At 58.0% G+C, this 15,587-nt stretch carries 18 protein-coding genes and 2 pseudogenes; 11 read left to right on the forward strand and 9 right to left on the reverse strand.

Annotated elements, in window-relative coordinates; genetic code table 11:
• Positions 1 to 11: 11 nt before the first annotated feature.
• A complete protein-coding gene (locus OIU37_RS22690; protein ID WP_264258697.1) occupies positions 12 to 908 on the reverse strand; it encodes a vWA domain-containing protein in 897 nt (298 codons plus the stop codon).
• Positions 909 to 1,345: 437 nt separating this feature from the next.
• A pseudogene (locus OIU37_RS22695) lies at positions 1,346 to 1,459 on the reverse strand (SMP-30/gluconolactonase/LRE family protein); the annotation flags it as partial.
• A 34-nt stretch (positions 1,460 to 1,493) separates the two neighbouring features.
• Here OIU37_RS22695 and OIU37_RS22700 point away from each other — a divergent pair.
• From OIU37_RS22700 to OIU37_RS22715, 4 genes are all read left to right on the forward strand, one after another.
• Positions 1,494 to 1,895, forward strand: a complete 402-nt coding sequence (locus OIU37_RS22700) for a LysR substrate-binding domain-containing protein (RefSeq protein ID WP_264258698.1) — start codon at positions 1,494 to 1,496, stop codon at positions 1,893 to 1,895.
• Positions 1,896 to 2,091: 196 nt separating this feature from the next.
• The gene (locus tag OIU37_RS22705; RefSeq protein ID WP_264258699.1) at positions 2,092 to 2,976 is read left to right on the forward strand and encodes a DUF72 domain-containing protein; all 885 of its coding nucleotides are present in this window, start codon (positions 2,092 to 2,094) and stop codon (positions 2,974 to 2,976) included.
• 639 nt (positions 2,977 to 3,615) lie between these two features.
• Positions 3,616 to 4,200, forward strand: coding sequence for an alpha-ketoglutarate-dependent dioxygenase AlkB (locus OIU37_RS22710; protein WP_264258700.1), 585 nt, complete (start codon positions 3,616 to 3,618; stop codon positions 4,198 to 4,200).
• Between the two features lie 281 nt (positions 4,201 to 4,481).
• On the forward strand, positions 4,482 to 5,414 hold the full coding sequence (locus tag OIU37_RS22715; protein WP_264258895.1) for an NAD(P)/FAD-dependent oxidoreductase: 933 nt from the start codon (positions 4,482 to 4,484) through the stop codon (positions 5,412 to 5,414).
• Positions 5,415 to 5,467: 53 nt separating this feature from the next.
• Here OIU37_RS22715 and OIU37_RS22720 read toward each other — a convergent pair.
• A pseudogene (locus OIU37_RS22720) lies at positions 5,468 to 6,036 on the reverse strand (nutrient deprivation-induced protein).
• Between the two features lie 100 nt (positions 6,037 to 6,136).
• A complete protein-coding gene (locus tag OIU37_RS22725; protein WP_264258701.1) occupies positions 6,137 to 7,183 on the reverse strand; it encodes a DMT family transporter in 1,047 nt (348 codons plus the stop codon).
• Between the two features lie 90 nt (positions 7,184 to 7,273).
• Between OIU37_RS22725 and OIU37_RS22730 the strand changes: the two genes are divergently transcribed.
• Complete coding sequence (locus OIU37_RS22730; protein WP_264258702.1) at positions 7,274 to 7,891, forward strand: ABATE domain-containing protein; 618 nt, start codon at positions 7,274 to 7,276, stop codon at positions 7,889 to 7,891.
• 654 nt (positions 7,892 to 8,545) lie between these two features.
• Complete coding sequence (locus OIU37_RS22735) at positions 8,546 to 9,049, forward strand: sigma-70 family RNA polymerase sigma factor (RefSeq protein ID WP_264258703.1); 504 nt, start codon at positions 8,546 to 8,548, stop codon at positions 9,047 to 9,049.
• Here the strand turns inward: OIU37_RS22735 and OIU37_RS22740 are convergent.
• Positions 9,046 to 9,453, reverse strand: a complete 408-nt coding sequence (locus OIU37_RS22740) for a response regulator (protein WP_372353426.1) — start codon at positions 9,451 to 9,453, stop codon at positions 9,046 to 9,048. The genes OIU37_RS22735 and OIU37_RS22740 overlap by 4 nt on opposite strands.
• Before the next feature lie 431 nt (positions 9,454 to 9,884).
• On the opposite strand from OIU37_RS22740, the gene OIU37_RS22745 reads away from it, so the two are divergent.
• Positions 9,885 to 10,091 carry a hypothetical protein gene (locus OIU37_RS22745; protein ID WP_240603618.1) on the forward strand — a complete coding sequence of 69 codons (207 nt, stop codon included), beginning with the start codon at positions 9,885 to 9,887 and terminating at the stop codon, positions 10,089 to 10,091.
• Between the two features lie 50 nt (positions 10,092 to 10,141).
• Here the strand turns inward: OIU37_RS22745 and OIU37_RS22750 are convergent, their stop codons facing one another.
• On the reverse strand, positions 10,142 to 10,639 hold the full coding sequence (locus OIU37_RS22750; RefSeq protein ID WP_264258705.1) for a DUF4142 domain-containing protein: 498 nt from the start codon (positions 10,637 to 10,639) through the stop codon (positions 10,142 to 10,144).
• A 153-nt stretch (positions 10,640 to 10,792) separates the two neighbouring features.
• Between OIU37_RS22750 and OIU37_RS22755 the strand changes: the two genes are divergently transcribed.
• Positions 10,793 to 11,161, forward strand: coding sequence for a hypothetical protein (locus OIU37_RS22755; protein WP_171603594.1), 369 nt, complete (start codon positions 10,793 to 10,795; stop codon positions 11,159 to 11,161).
• 249 nt (positions 11,162 to 11,410) lie between these two features.
• Positions 11,411 to 11,671, forward strand: a complete 261-nt coding sequence (locus OIU37_RS22760) for a DUF982 domain-containing protein (RefSeq protein WP_171603595.1) — start codon at positions 11,411 to 11,413, stop codon at positions 11,669 to 11,671.
• Positions 11,672 to 11,734: 63 nt separating this feature from the next.
• Here OIU37_RS22760 and OIU37_RS22765 read toward each other — a convergent pair whose 3' ends face one another.
• Positions 11,735 to 12,118, reverse strand: a complete 384-nt coding sequence (locus OIU37_RS22765) for a hypothetical protein (RefSeq protein WP_264258706.1) — start codon at positions 12,116 to 12,118, stop codon at positions 11,735 to 11,737.
• Positions 12,119 to 12,124: 6 nt separating this feature from the next.
• Positions 12,125 to 13,102, reverse strand: a complete 978-nt coding sequence (locus OIU37_RS22770) for a sensor histidine kinase (protein WP_264258707.1) — start codon at positions 13,100 to 13,102, stop codon at positions 12,125 to 12,127.
• Positions 13,103 to 13,303: 201 nt separating this feature from the next.
• On the opposite strand from OIU37_RS22770, the gene OIU37_RS22775 reads away from it, so the two are divergent.
• Positions 13,304 to 13,816, forward strand: a complete 513-nt coding sequence (locus OIU37_RS22775) for a ferritin-like domain-containing protein (protein ID WP_264258708.1) — start codon at positions 13,304 to 13,306, stop codon at positions 13,814 to 13,816.
• A 214-nt stretch (positions 13,817 to 14,030) separates the two neighbouring features.
• On the forward strand, positions 14,031 to 14,537 hold the full coding sequence (locus OIU37_RS22780) for a ferritin-like domain-containing protein (RefSeq protein ID WP_128461526.1): 507 nt from the start codon (positions 14,031 to 14,033) through the stop codon (positions 14,535 to 14,537).
• 62 nt (positions 14,538 to 14,599) lie between these two features.
• Here the strand turns inward: OIU37_RS22780 and OIU37_RS22785 are convergent, their stop codons facing one another.
• A complete protein-coding gene (locus tag OIU37_RS22785) occupies positions 14,600 to 15,466 on the reverse strand; it encodes an SDR family oxidoreductase (RefSeq protein ID WP_280526511.1) in 867 nt (288 codons plus the stop codon).
• Positions 15,467 to 15,587 lie beyond the last annotated feature (121 nt).

Consider the following 15,587-nt stretch of genomic DNA (forward strand, 5'->3'; position numbering starts at 1 on the left):
GGACAGTCGGGCTAAAGCGCCACGGTCGCTGCCGACCGGGATACGCTGGCGGCCAACTGCTTCAAGGTGTTACGGAAGTTAACCGGGTCGGAGGTAAATTTCTGGAGCGCCTCCTGCGGGTTCAGCCCTTCGTATTCCACCACCTCCCATTCCGACTTGTCGATCTGGCTCAGTCTATCGTAGCCCTCGAAATTCGGGGCAAAGAGGCTGAGAATAATTCGGTTGGCCATGATAAGGTTAGCTACGTCCTGCAACGAGCCGCCCTTTGCCTCCGCAATGCTCATGGTCTCCTTGAATGAAGCATCGGTGAAGACGATGACAACACGCGCCGCATCGCTTCTATAGCGCCATTTCGCCGGATCGTCTGTCTGCGAACCCTTCGGCACAGCCTCCATTGAGGCAACTTTATAAAGAGCATCGAGAAGCGACTCCGGCTCGTCCCCGCCGCCGTTTGCCTGTAGCGTGCCAAGCTGCGCCTTGAGCGCACTGGCATCACGCACGAAGTCATTGTCGACGATCCATGGCAGGCCTTCGGCTTGGGCGGCCTCAATGTCACGGTAGCCGACAACCTTGCCGCGCCAATCTTTGACAGGGGCGGCGTTGTTCGGGTCGCCGTGGCTTAAGGAGTCAATAAAGGCCTCGATATTTCGCCGCAGCGCGTCGATGCAGGGGTCCATGCTGCCGCTAACATCGACGAGGAAGACAATATCGGCCACGCCTTTGGTTTTTGGACGCTCCTGCAGGGTCTGGCTGTCGGCTGATAATGACGGCGCGCTGTCTACCGACGCTTCTACCGCCGGCTCATCCGGTGTGGACGAGATCGGCCCGGTTGAGATTGGTGTCGCGGCGGGAGCTGGGCTCCCCGGGGTAGGAGGCGTCTGTTGGTCCGGTTGCTCCGTATCACTCATCAGTCAGCTCCAATAGTTTGGTGTTACGCGGCAGATCTGCCAGCGCCGTAACGACAACACGGCCGCGACATGAAAGTTCCTACTGTCGTCGGATCGGAGAACAACCGGTCTCGGGCGGGACGCCTTGATCATTCCTTCGCCCCCTGTTTTGCCTCGACGAAGTCCAGCATACGGGGCTGAAGATTAATCTTGTAGGGATCATCATGAGCCGGCCGACGCTCCCCGCCGACGGTGGCCCGCGCAGTTATCCTGCGCTATGAGTCGGTCAATGCGTAACCCATGCCGCAGCCACCGTTGCGCTTGGGGCCGGCGCTCGCATTGTTTCAGTGCCGCCAATAGCCAGATAGGGCGACGGCCGCGGCACGACTCGATGAGAATCCCGTCACACACGTGCCGTGTCCGCCGGACGGCCCCGATATAGGCGCCAGTTCGCCAGCTTACGGCGTCTGGGCGCCGGTTGCTGCGACGTAGACCGAATCGAGTGAGCGGGTCGCGGCGTGAAGAGGTGGTTGCATTTGGGCCCGCCGAAGGGTGAGGTTTGCAACGGTCTGGGCAGCCGCCGTCAGGATCAGCCCGGATCTCCGCATGCATGGCCGTCGTCGGATCGCCATCCTATTTCGCGAAGCGCAAAATCCTGCAAACCCTCGCGATCTCGGTGAGCATCGGGGCGTAAGCTATCGGCAGACCACCGGCGGAGGTCTTTATGCCTGGGAGCTCGAACTCGACGGGGAAGAACTCCAGGTCAGGGAGAACGGCCCTTTGATCATTAACGACGGCGAAATGTTGGAGGCCGCTGCCTTGGACGGCTTGGTGCTCGCCTATACGTTCGAAAGCCAGGTCCCACAGTGCATAAATGATGGCCAGCTGATCCGCGTTCTTGACGACCGGTGTCAGCCGTTCTCCGGCTATCATCTCTATTACCTGAGCCGACGCCAGCATACGGCTGCGTTCGCGCTGCTCGTCGAGGCGCTCCGATTCAAAAGCTAGCGCTCTGCCAGGCTATTCCAGCGCTCGAATGCGCATGAACGAGTCAACACCCATTTTGAACACCAATGCGGCGGCTGCGTTACGACATCAACTAACAATGTTGGTAACGACGGACCGCTTGGGTCGTGCAAAAATGTCCAAGATTTGATCAGATTTTCCCATTGTCTTGCGCCGAAGCGCTTCGCACGGATGCCAAATGATAAAGCGCACTGCTGAAGAGATTGAAAGTCGGCGGGCACGGCGCGCCGAGCGCCGCCAAAAACAGCGCGATGCTAATATTGCTCGCGCCGCTAAAATGCATATAGCCCGTCTGGCGAGCGATCCGCTGACTGTGATCACCTCCGATGACAATGTCGCCAGGCGGGTCCATATTGGCTGTTCCGGGTGGTATTACTGGCACTGGAAGGGCCATTTTTACCCGACCGACGCTCCCTCCAATCAATTGTTTTCGATCTACCAGCACAATTTCAAGACCGTCGAGCTCAATGCCCCATTTTATTCCTGGCCGACGGTGGCAACTGTCAAGACATGGAAACGTCAGGCCGAACCGAGCTTCGTCTATACGATCAAGGTGTGCGAGCTCATCACGCATATCAAACGCTTCGAAGATACCCACGCCCTCATTGAAGATTTCGGATACGTCGCAGACGTTCTTGGAATGCAGATGGGATGTTTTCTGTTTCAGCTTCCACCGAGCGTGCGCTACTCCACAGACATGTTGCAAATGATCTTGTCGCAGCTGGATCCCCGTCGCAGGAACGTCGTCGAATTCCGTCACAAGAGCTGGTGGAATGAGGACGTTTATAGTGCGTTTCAAGCTGCAGGCGCGATCTTCTGTTCATGCAGCGGTCCCCGGTTGCCGGATGAGCTTGTTCGGACAGCCGACGACATCTACATCCGGTTCCATGGGATCAAACAATGGTACCGCCATGACTACAGCGATGCCGAATTGACGGTGTGGGCCGAGCGCATCAAGCTGTCTGGCGCTAAGACCGTGTGGGCCTATTTCAACAACGATCGCGATGGCTATTCGATCAAGAACGCCAAGCGGCTTTTACAGATGATCGACGCATCGGCCTGATGGCCCCTCTCAAGATTGCTACTTGTTAAGTGATGACAGTCGCGTAAATACCACGTCAGCGCTGTCATGCTGCCGCCCTCAACGAAATCCAGCCGGGACACCGACTTCGCTTAGGTTGAAATGGCGAGAAATTTTGGAGCGCCATCGCCGCAGGTCGGGCATTGCGCAGTGCAGCCTCAGCGTGGCGCTGACCAGGCGGCGTTCCAGCGATGGCCTGTATGAAACCGAGGAGCTGCTGCGAGGGCGGAATTAAACCGCCGAGCAGCCACCAGATCGGTTGGACTGATGCTTAAATCGTTGATCAGGGCCTCCCCGCGGGACATGGGTTCAAAGACGCTGGACTTGCGTGGCTCGGATCACGATTTCCTCCTGATCGAAACGAGCCTCAAGCTGTGTTCGGTATGCCGCCCACCAGGTTCGGTCGAGACTTTCAGTCATGACTTCGGCAACAACGATGACAGGCGGACCACGCCTCTCCACTACGAGGAACACACTGCCGCGGCCGACGTTCCTGGAATTCTGAGCATGCTGGATTCCGCCGTCAGAAGATCCGGATCGTTCTGTGAACCACTATCAACGACATCGCGACGCTAAAATTCGTGAGGTCACAGCGGCGGTAGGCAAATACGAGAACTTTACATGAGCACGATGGACCATCATGATCTCTTTGGTGCAGTCGAACCGTCCCTGCCGGCCGGATTTCGCTATTCGCCGGATGTGGTTCCCGACGATCTGCAGCAGTCCATCCTGGAAGAGATGCTACAGCTGCCGTTCAAGGCTTTCGATTTCCACGGATTCGAAGGCAAACGCAGGACGGTATCCTACGGCTGGAAATACGACTTCGATACACAGCGTGTCCGAAAGAGCGAAGATATTCCGCTATTTCTTTTGCCGCTTCGCAAAATCGTATCTGCATTTGCTGGCATCGACCCCGATCGGTTGGAACAGATTTTGGTAACCGAATATAGTCCCGGAGCTCCGATCGGCTGGCACAGGGATAAATTCGTCTTCGGTCGGGTCGTCGGAGTCTCGCTGCTATCTGCATGCACTTTCCGGCTGAGACGGCGCCAGGGCAGCAAGTGGCAGCGTAGCACGATCACGCTCGAACCGCGATCGGCCTATGTGATGGCGGGCGAAGCCAGAACCCTGTGGGAGCATTCCATCCCGCCAGTCGCCGAGCTGCGTTATTCGATAACTTTCCGTGAACTGAGCCCAGTAAGCTGAGGGGGCGTCGCTCATTGTCGCCCAACCTGTTGTCCGCCCATTTGTTCCCGGGAATCTTGATCGCTTCAGCCGATACATAAAGCGCCGGAAATCCATCCGCGTTCGGTGTGAAACCAACGGAATGGCGCTGATCAGGGTTGTCCTCGACAGCATCGCGTGGATGTCAACGGCATCGCGAATGATGTGAGCGGAGAATGGAACCATCGTCGTTACCCGAGGTTGGCAATGACGTCCAACATTCGAGTAATCCCGGTCGGGGCCAATAGGATGAGAATGGAATGATGACCACCGCATTTGAAGACGAAGTAAAAGACTGCTTGGTCATCGGGGGCGGTCCGGCTGGCCTCACCGCGGCGATTTATCTGGCGCGCTACCATCTTTCCGTGACGGTCTTCCACGATGACTCCAGCCGGGCCTCTAGCATCCCTATGTCGCACAACCACGCCGGATTCCCGGATGGCATCAGCGGCACTGAGCTGCTGGCGAGAATGAACGCCCAGGCTCAGCTCTATGGGGCAGCCATTCGATGCCGCAAGATCACGACCCTGTATAAAGTCGACAACCTGTTCGTGGCAGAATTCGAGAACGGCAGCATCCGCTCTCGGGCCGTACTCCTGGCAACCGGAGTCGTCAACCGACCGCCTGCGATGCCACAGGCAACTCATGATGAAGCCGTGGCTCATGGCCTTCTGCGCTACTGCCCCGTCTGTGACGGTTTTGAGGTGACAGACAAGCCTGTTGGTGTTCTCGGAACTGGGACGAAGGGGTTCAAGGAGGCTGTTTTCCTTCGAAGTTACACGAAGGATCTCACTCTGATATCGCCCGAGGGCGTCCATGATCTGTCCGAAATCGAGACGTCGTCCTTGACCCACCTCGGAATAGGAATGGAGGTCGGCCCCATAGCCTCGACCTATCTGGGCAATGAGGTGATCCGCATCACGACGCCCACGGAAACCTATTCATTCGCTTCCTTATATGCGGCTCTCGGATCTGACATATGTTCCGAACTGGCATCACAAGTTGGCGCCAGGCTATCGGAAGAAGGGTGTGTTGCCGTCGATGGTCACCAGAGGACCACAGTGCCAGGATTTTACGCCGCAGGAGACGTGGTCGCCGGTCTTGACCAGATCAGCCACGCCATGGGGCAGGCAGGGGTTGCTGCTACGACTATCCGCAACGACCTTGGCGATCAAGAACCCCTCGTGCGTTGTTGACCTCGGAAACATCAGTACACTGGCGCATTGAAAGCAGGTAAACGCGCGGAGATTTAGCCATTGGTGTAGCCTCCTGCTGCAGATGGCTCCCTGCGCGTAGCCGGGGATGTCCGCCTCGTTGCTTGTGTTGGCGGTCGCTTGGCGGAAGCGGTCAAAACCTGCTCGCGGTCAATCCCGCAAGTGCTGCAATCCCAAGAAACGCCAGCGGCTGCTTGCGGCCGAGTTCTTCAGCCATCGCCGCGATTTCACCGATGTCTTTGTCTTTCATCTGCGTGGCGAAGCCCTGGACGCTTCGTCCGATCTGCTTGGCATAGCGTCCGACCTCCGGTTGGTCGGATGCTTCCAGTTCAGCGCCAACCTTCTCAAGCGCCGTTGCCACGCCGCCAACCTGGCGGGCAGCGAAGTTCGCTTGATCGGAAACCACCTCTTTGACCTTCTCGACTGCAGTATCGGCGCCTTCTTTCATTGTGTCCTTGGCGGCGGTCACGTCATCAGCCAACCTCTCCTTCAATCCCGCGAGTGACGCGGCAGGTTGCGGTGACGACGTCGCATCCCCAGATTGCAATGATGTTTCGGATGATGGCCGTGGCCTGCCATCGATTTCTGTGAAGTCGTTTGACACTGAAGCCTCCCATGACTGAACGAACGGCTACTGCCGGACCCGCGAACTTCGAGTGGCCGGCTTTGTTCCCACCTCCGCCTCCCCGGAGCGATTTTCAGCCTCACCGTAGTCGCCCACGCATTGCTGGTTTTGTTTGATGAATGCGCGGGATTTCGCATTTGGGGTCGTTGTCGAGATCTTCGTGAGGCCGTTTCCGATCGGCTTCACTTTCGAGAGCGGTTGCGTCGGTCGCCGGCGCTCCTGACATGGCAAGATAGGCGCCACTCAACATCACAAAGATGCCAATCACATCCAGTGCGGTGATCTGCTCGGCGAAGACTGCTGCGCCAAGGGCGACGGCGATCACCGGTGACACGAAGGCATAGCTGCCTGCGCGAGAGGCGCCAATATCCCTGAGCAGGCGCATGAAGGTCGTGTAGCCGATCAGCGAGCCGAAGATCACAAGGAAGAACCAGCCGAGCCAGGCGACCGTGCCCCAGTCGCCGGAGAGGGCGGAAACTGCCCCCGGTTCGAAAGCCACGGCTGCAATCAGCAGCGCGATGCCTCCGACCAAGGTTGTCACACCTGAAACGAACAAGGCCGGATAGGTTCGTAGAAGTGGACGGGCCAGCACCGAGCCGTAGCCATAGGTGAAGGCTGCTGATGCGACCGCCAATCCGCCCCATAGGCTCGCGCCTGGGAAGGCTTCAGCAGCGGGCAGACTTACATAGGCGGAGGCCGGCCAGAACAGGACGACCAGGCCACAGACCCCCAGAGCGATCGCAAGGATGCGACGGCCATCCAGCGTCTCTTCGTTGAGGAGGAGAGCGAACACCAGGAGTGCGATGGGGGTGAGCGACATTTCCAGAACGGCGGCAGTCCCGGAATCGATATATTGCATTCCCCAGAACAGCGGGCCGTAGCAGAGCGTGATCATCAGGATGCTGACGACCACGAAGCGAATGCCGTCTTGCACCTTGAACCTCGCAGTCTCGCCTTTGGCCAGCGTATAGAGAAGAAGCAGAATACCGGCAGCGGTGAAACGCGTGCCGGCAAACAGGAGAGGCGGAACGGCCTCGATGCCCGCCTTCGTTCCGATCCAGGTGCTCCCCCAGATCATGCATAGCATTAGAAAGCGCAGCTGATTTTTGTTGACGCCGGTGAGCATGAGGGCTCCGATCATTGTAACGAGTAAAATTTATTTATCTCGTTACAACCCGCTCTTGTTCAAATCGTTCCGCAGAACGATATTCAAGTCATGGACACGCACAAAACGATCTATGACATCAGCCTTCTTGGCGGTCATCCGGCCCTCGACTTCGTCAACACGGTCGATAGTCGCGGTGGACGTTGGGGGCCGGATTTCCTGAAAAGCTACGATGACCTCGTGGCCTGGGCCCGTCGTCTCGATGTGATTGACGAGAAGGATCGCGACGCCTTGCTGGCCAAGGCTAATAGATCGGGGTCCGACGCTGAAAAAGAACTCGGCCACGCAAAGGACCTGCGGGAGGCGCTTTGCCGACTGTTCCTGTCCGAGTTTGATGACAGCCAAGTTAGTCCGAATGATCTCAAGCTTGTTGCAGACATGGCCAGACGTGGCCTATCGCAACGAACATTGGGTCAGGTTGGAGGCATCATCGAGTGGCGTCGCTCGGACGCCAAAGACTTGGATGCGATCAGCAATCGTATCGCCGTGTTGGCGGCCGAGTTGCTGACGTCGCGAGACGAACGCCGTCCTGTGCGCGCGTGCCAAGGTCGAAATTGCGGCTGGCTTTTCCTGGACCAGTCTCGTGGCGGTCACAGGCGATGGTGCTCGGACAAAACCTGCGGATCAAATGCAAGAGTGCGGAGGTTTCGGGCCGTCGGAGCCGCCTGAAGTTCGGTTGCCTTACCAATTTGGGAAGGCGCCGGCTTGGGACTAGAGATGTCTTGGTCGCTGAAGGCCCGCACTGCCACTCGGTGGTCACCAAGGGCATAGCGGGCCTCCGTCCAAGGTCCTCTCACGGAGAATAGCGCGAACCGCGTGTCGGGCATTGGTCATGTGCAAGGGAAGCTGCGTCGTTGCCTACTGCGCGCTCTCGCCTCCGGCGCATTGCGTTCACCAATCGGTTCGCGACTTTCTAAGGGTGACAGCACTACTTTGATGCAACTGTCCTTCTCGTCCGGGACGTCTCTCCGTCTTCCAGCGTCACGATGTGTGATCAGGAGAAGCTCGGGCCGATCTCACTTTCCTCGATGCGGCGCCGGCGGTTCAGCACTATCGGTTTACGTGCGTTTGACCCGTCGGGATCGTGAGGCCGTTGTTTCATGGCGGCGCCGAACGCGATCTCGTCAAGAAAGCCCCCATGGATCGCCAGACACCGAAACGATGCCGAGGCCAGGACGCCATGCGACGAGACTGACAATGTAACTTCGCCAATTCAGGGTTCGGATCGTGTCGTCGGCAGAGCGTGGGGCGCGGCATAAGAATCAGCGATCCGAGTGGAACGGAACAGGTAAGGCGAAGTTCACTCATCAGAGGAGAACCCCAATGTCCATTAATGATCGTCCAGGTTTTACGGACGCCGAACTGCTTGAAAATATGCCGGCTCTTAGATCTTTCGCCAAACGCTTCAATCATTCGTCGAGCGACATCGATGATCTTGTTCAGGAAACGCTTGCCAAGGCGATCGCGCATTCCGGGAATTATCAGCGCGGCACTCAGCTGCGCTCCTGGCTGTTTACCATCATGCGCAATACATTCTGCACCAAATTCAAAATATCCAAACGAGAACAGGTCGGTGGGATCGAAGATTCCGCCGCTTGGGCGTCGTCGCCGCCCTCGCAGATCTGGGAATTGCGCGGCCGCGAGCTAGAGGTTGCGATATCTTCCTTGCCCACTAACTATCGAACCGCCATCGTCCTGGTATTTGTTCAGGGTGTCAGCTACGAGGACGCGGCAGATCGGTGCGGCGTTCCGATCGGGACAATCAAGAGCCGGGTCAACCGGGCTCGCTCTCATCTGACAAAGGCCCTCGACAGCGAATTTATCTAGTGGTATTCGGCGGGCCTCTGGCCGAACAAAGCTTCCGCGATCTTTCCCAATTCGGTCGGCTTTTCGCAAAGCGCAAAGCCTGTAAACCTCGTCGGAATTACCGACGGGTCGAAGGCTGTGGCGAAGACAAATGGGATATCGCGGCGCTCAAGCTCGTCAGCGACCGGAAATACGAAATCGCCTTCCAGGTGAACATCCAGGATTGCTGCGTCGATCTCCTCATTCTCGACAAGATCCAGCGCGGCGGTCACACCAGCGACCGGACCGATAACTGTGGCGCCAGCTTTCTCAAGCTTCCGGCGTGTCTCATCCGCCAAAAAATATTCGTCTTCGACGATCAGTACGCGCTTTCCTGCAAAGAGCTCGATGGCCAAATTTTCCAAATCCTCGCTCCTCTGCCCCATTGTGACGGGCTGGTATATCGATGGTATAGACGACGAGTGGTAGCAGGCATGGCGGGGTTATGAAACTAGACGCGATCATTCAACTGTCTTGATTGAACCGGGCGGACCGCATCCACGCGATCTACCACCAACCTAACCCGGGTTGCCCTGCGCGAGCACGGCCGTACTCATCTACTTATAGCCAGCTGAGGCTGTGGACTGTCCGCCTGCGATTCCGCTTCGGCTTTCTGCCATCGTCCATCCGGCGCGCCCTCCGTTTCAATTGGCGTAAGCTAGCCGCCGGGCTCCCGATCGTTTGCCATCGTACGTTTCCTTGATCGGGTTTGAACCAACCAACATGCCGCAGCGACGAAGGTTCCCGGCGTTTCCAAAGAGGGCTGGAACATTGGAGGAGCCGTGAGGTTGGCTCTTTGAAAACCAGGAGAATGGCGATGAATGGAACTGAGTGGGCGATGCTTTTCGGGACGCTGACGCTCATGTGCTGGATGGGAGCGGGTCTTGTTGCCGTGATACTCGATGCCAAATATGAAGCCCGGCATGAAGAAACACGGAAGGGCTCCGAAGTCGTCAAGCTCGGACTGACTGCGCTTGGCCTCGTTTCAGCCTTCGCAATGGCCGCGGCAATAGTATTGTTATGACAATGGCGCTACGTTGATGAAAATACCCAGCGTCCGGATCACCCCCACCGTCATTTCAATGTCAGGCCGCGGATTCGCGTCAAATGCATACGAAGGTCCGGCAGGATCTTTGCAGCCGTCCGCTTGAGTTGCCCATCCGGCCCCTGCTTTGAATAGCTGTCGAAGAGGTTCACTGCTTCTTCATGTGCAGTCACTTGAGTGGAAAGATAGGCCTGATCGAGATTGGCGGCGTCGCTTTGCCGGAGGGCGGCCAGCTTCGCAGTATACTCTGCGTCAAGAGCGGCGGGCAGTTCGATGCCGTCCTGTTTCGCGGCATTGTTTAGGACGGGCCCGGCCTTGCCGTGATCCCTGATCATGTCGTGCGCGAACTGTTTGGCGTCGTCAGCCTTTCCGCTCGCAATCTCGATCTTCGCGGCTTCGATCTCGAACATGTTCGACATGGCGGCCTTCGCCGCGAAGTCGGTGGCGTGCTGCTTGGCAGCGTCGTCTGCTGCCATGGCGGAAAATGCAGTCAAGCAGACTAGAAGGGGGGCGAGAACGATTTTCATCGAGGTCTCCATGAGAGGAATTGCCGTCTCCAACCTCAGCGCGCCGCAAATGTTCCGGAGATTTTTGCGCAATCGCGCTGCCCTTCGGCGAAAAGTTTGGAACTTCCGCAACGTGCCCGGGTTGGTGCGGTCCACCCCTAGGGAGTTTTTATAATGACGAATTCGAACCACCACTCGCAGCGCCAGCCCGAACAAGTAACCGAGAACGCGACGGACGCGCGACAGGGGCAATACGGCAAGCCCGTGCTTGCGGTGCTCGTCAGTGCACTCCTGCTGGCGATGGTTGCCTGGGGCGCGGCTGAGATCTGGGGAGAAAGCATCGACACCGATACGAAACCCACGGCATCGACGGTCCCCGATCCAATCAACAACCAGCCCCATGGCGCCGGAACGTTCGACAACAACCCGGCTGGCGGCGGCAGCCAGCCGCCTGAAGCGACCGATCGTGATCCAACGCCTCAAGGCAATGGCGGCGGTCCGACCATGGTCACGACGCCCAGCGGTACCGAGAAGATCCGTTAGTGCTAAGCGCCAAGCCAACGCATCGCGGCGGATTAGAGAGTAGTCGCGGTCACTCGACACGACCAGGGCGAAATGCGGTGGCGAATAACGACCGGCGAGCGCGCGATCGTGCGCAAGGTTTGGCCACATCCTGTCTGGTGCAAGGACGTGCGGCCGGGTTTCCACCTCGCAGTTGCTCCGAAAGACGCGCCAATGACATCGGCGCACGCGCGCAACGGGCGGGAGAGCCGGTATGGGAAGGAGAATGGCATGGACAAGGTGATCGAAGTAGATTTCAAGGTGACATGGTTGGCACCGGTTTTTGTGAGGATAGGCAACGGCTACCGGGAGCGGGTGGATGGACCAGAAGCCGCGCTCGAGGCGCTTGCCCATCGCTGGCCCGAATCCCAAAGCGAGATCTACGGCGAAGCAAAGCTTCGCTGTCTTAAGGCGCTCGTTCAGCATGGTAGTGCAGAGACTGCGCGAAGCCGCTTCATCGACGCCGCCATTGCAGCAGGCGTCTTTGCTTGAGCAACGTCACGCACAGTGCCGCGATGCTTGGATGCTCGGCGGCATTCGGTTCGCTGAAAGCGGTCAGGCCTTAAACCCCCTTCGCGCGTCGATAAGCCGTTTCAGGTCCGTCGGCCTTCCCATATTGGCGACACCGGCAAGCACCGGGTGGGCTGCAAGCTCAGTGGCATGGACCGCGCTGGCGAGGACGAATGGAACACCCAACGCTTTCAACTGAAGAGCGACGGGCGTGACTTTCTCGCCAACGAGATTTAAATCCAGGACCGCTGCGTGGGGACGCTCCTCGCTGACCAGATCAAGAGCATGATCGACCGATGCAGCCGGCCCCAACACCCTGAACCCTCTGTCGATCAAGGCCGCCGTGAGCTCCATTGCAATCAGCACCTCGTCTTCTACCACCAGGACGCATCGTCTGCCTTCAACATCGATTTCCGCAGGATCGTCCATTTGTCCTCACAACGGGATTTTGATCGTGGCGGCCAAACCATTCGGATCGTATTTTAGTTCCGCCTTTCCGCCGAGATGAGCGGATGTCCCCTCGATTAGGTCGGTGCCATAGCCGCGCCGCTTAGGCGGGGTGACAGGTAACCCGTTCTTTTCCTGCCACTCGCAGATAAGATATGTCCGGCCCCTCGGACCAGTCTCGAGTGCCCACGTAACGTGGATCTGCCCATCAGGAACGGACAAGGCGCCGTACTTCACGGCGTTGGTGCCGAGCTCATGGAATATCATGCCGAACGCAAGAACCTTGGAACTGGCAAGGGTCACCGCAGGGCCATCGCAATGAAGACGGTCCAGGCCGGGCTCACCGACCGATTGCCGCAGCAGTACTTCAAAATCAATAGTCTGGTCGGTAGTTGCGATTTCCTGCGCACGAAGCGTGACCTCAAACCGTCCAAGGAAGATGTCGCGATACTCGGCGGCAGTACGATCCTCGGTTTGCGTCTGCATGGCGATATAGCGCATCACCGCAAGCAGGTTCTTCAGGCGGTGGCGTGTCTCCGCAACGACGAAATCTCTCTCCGCGTCCTGGCGCCGGCTCTCGGTGACGTCATTGAAGAGAATGAGGATGTTGCTGCTGTTATTGTCGGGATGGATGAGACGGCGCGCATCGACAAGAAACGTCCGCTGCCCGATTGCAGGAAAGTCATGTGTCACTTCAAAGCCGATAACGGCGGCGGCTTTTGGGATCACCGACGCGATCAGTTGGTGGAGCTCGGCTATTTCCCATTGACCGTTGCCGAGAGCAAAAAAGCTTTGGCCCAGGATGTCATCCCGTTCGACCTCGAAAGTCCGGGCGAACGCGTTGTTGGTATTGGCCACGCAGAGATTGTGGTCCAGTACGACAATCGGCTGGGTCATCGTGTCGACGATGCCCTGAGCCTGCACGTGTCCGCTTTTCAGCAAGCGGTAAAGGTCTTCCAGGATCATCTAGGCCCTGCTCCCACGGCAGAAAGTTGCACGTCTTGCGCTCGTTTTCGCGTGTTCGACAAAAGAAACTAGCGTGAGAGCCTTGTCGGTCCAGAGCCTGGGCCACTCGATCGGAAGGACGGCGCCGCCGCTCACTCTGCCGAAAAGTTTGGAACATCGCCGGGCGTGCGAAGTTCGAGCCGGTCAACAAGGAGATTTTCGATGTCCGAGAACGAAACCCGAGAAATTTTTATCACTGGCCTTAAGAATGCCCACGCCATGGAAAACCAGGCGCTTTCGATCATGAAACCTCAGCTCTCGCGTATTGAGAACTATCCGGGGATTGCAGCAAAGCTCGACCAACATATTCGAGAGACCGAGGGCCAGATCGTCCGTATCAAAGAGGTGCTCGACAGTCTGAACGAAGACCACTCGTCGCTTAAGGACATGGCACTTTCCCTGACGGGGTCGATGGCCGCGATGGGCCATACCATGGCCGGAGACGAAATCCTGAAGAACGCGTTCGCGAACTTCGCCTTCGAGAATTTCGAAATGGCGGCTTATAAGTCGCTGCTGACCATCGCCGAAGCCGGCGGCTATGGAGCGGCCAGCGCTGCTCTCCAGGCAAACCTTGCCGAAGAGAAGGCGATGGCACAGTGGCTTGATGAAAACATTGTCTCCGTGACAACCAAGTTCCTTTCACTTCGCGAAGCCGGCGAAAAAGCCAAGGTCTGAGGGAACAACGGTGGTCCCGCGTGGTTACACACCTGCGGATCGGCCCGGCGCCCCTTGGCGTCGGACTGTCTGGCAGTATCGCTGATCGGCCTCTCTTCCTTGGCCGGAAAGAGACGGCGCTCCGGCAACGGAGCGCCGGTTAATTTCGGAGAGGAAACAATCAAAACTACTCGGGAGTTTACCCCCGCAAGCCCATGCCAAAGGAGGAATAACCATGGCGACTAGCACCACGAAAACCCTTGATGACCTTTTCCTGGATACACTCAAGGACATCTATTTCGCAGAAAAGCAGATCCTGAAGGCGCTGCCGAAAATGGCCCGCGCCGCCCAGTCTGAGGAAGGCAAGGCAGGTTTCCTGCAGCACCGCGACGAAACTCAGGCGCAGATCGAACGCCTGGATCAGGTATTCGAGCTTTTAGGCAAGCCGGCACGAGGTAAGACCTGCGAGGCAATCCAGGGCATCATCGCCGAGGGTGAAGAGATCATGGAAGAATTCAAGGGGTCGCCGGCACTTGATGCCGGACTCATCTCTTCGGCTCAGGCCGTCGAACACTACGAGATCGCCCGCTACGGCACTCTCATCGCTTGGGCAAACCAGCTCGGCCTCAAGGATGCTGTTCCGCTGCTTCAGGCAAACCTTGCCGAAGAAGTAGCGACGGACAAGAAGTTGACCCAGCTTGCGCAGGCGTCTGCAAACGCCAAGGGCAAGAGGGCGGCCTAGCCGGCTAAACGATGAAAAGGCCGTCATCGTTGGCGGCCTTTTCCTATAGTCTGCGGCTGTGATCAGATCATGATTTCCCCGCCGGTCACCGGGATGATTGCTCCGGTCATGTAGCTGCCGAGATCCGAAGCGAGAAGCACGTAGGCGCCGGCAAGCTCCGCAGGCTGTCCAGCCCGCCCGATCAGGGTATTTCCTCCGAACGTCGCAGCTTTTTTGGCCGGCATCGTCGAAGGGATGAGCGGCGTCCAGATGGGGCCGGGCGCGACCGCATTGACGCGAATGCCTCGTTCACCGAGCATCTCGGCAAGTCCCGCCGTAAAGTTGGAAATAGCGCCTTTCGTCGAGGCGTAAGCTAGCAGCTCGGGTGACGGCTGGCGCGACTGGATGGACGTGGTGTTGATGATGGCACTGCCGCGCGCCATATGTGGGATTGCCGCCTTTGCGAGAAAGAACGGTGCGTAGATGTTTGTGCGAAAGGTCTCGTCCCACTCTTCGGCATCGATATCGGCGATGTCGGCATAAGTGCGCTGAAAGGCGGCATTGTTTACCAAAATGTCGATACCGCCCAACTCAACGACGGTGCGCTGCACGAGCATCTTGCAGTGATCCTCCGACTTGATGTCGCCGGGGATGACAACGGCTTTGCGGCCTGCCTGCTTTACCCATTTTGCGGTGTCGTTGGCGTCCTCGTCCTCGCTTAAATACGAGATGACCACATCGGCGCCCTCTCGAGCAAAGGCGATTGCCACAGCTTTGCCAATGCCCGAATCCGCGCCCGTAATCAGAGCAGCCTTGCCTTCGAGCTTTCCGCTTCCCCTGTAGGATTTCTCACCATGGTCGGGCACGGGCTGCATGGCCGCTGTCTGGCCCGGCGGCTCCTGTTGTTGCGCAGGATAGGGTGGCGTCGGGCGGCGCGTGTCGTCGGTCATCGTCATGATCTCCTTGATGGTTGTGAAAGGCAAACATCCCGAAGCGGTAAGGGTTCCCGGCGGCAACCGTTCTTTCAGCCGCCTTCGCGCGATGGCGATCTGAATGCCGGCAGCTAGCCGC

Origin of the sequence: Rhizobium sp. BT-226 (assembly GCF_025847085.2) — a bacterium.
Taxonomy (GTDB): domain Bacteria; phylum Pseudomonadota; class Alphaproteobacteria; order Rhizobiales; family Rhizobiaceae; genus Rhizobium; species Rhizobium sophorae.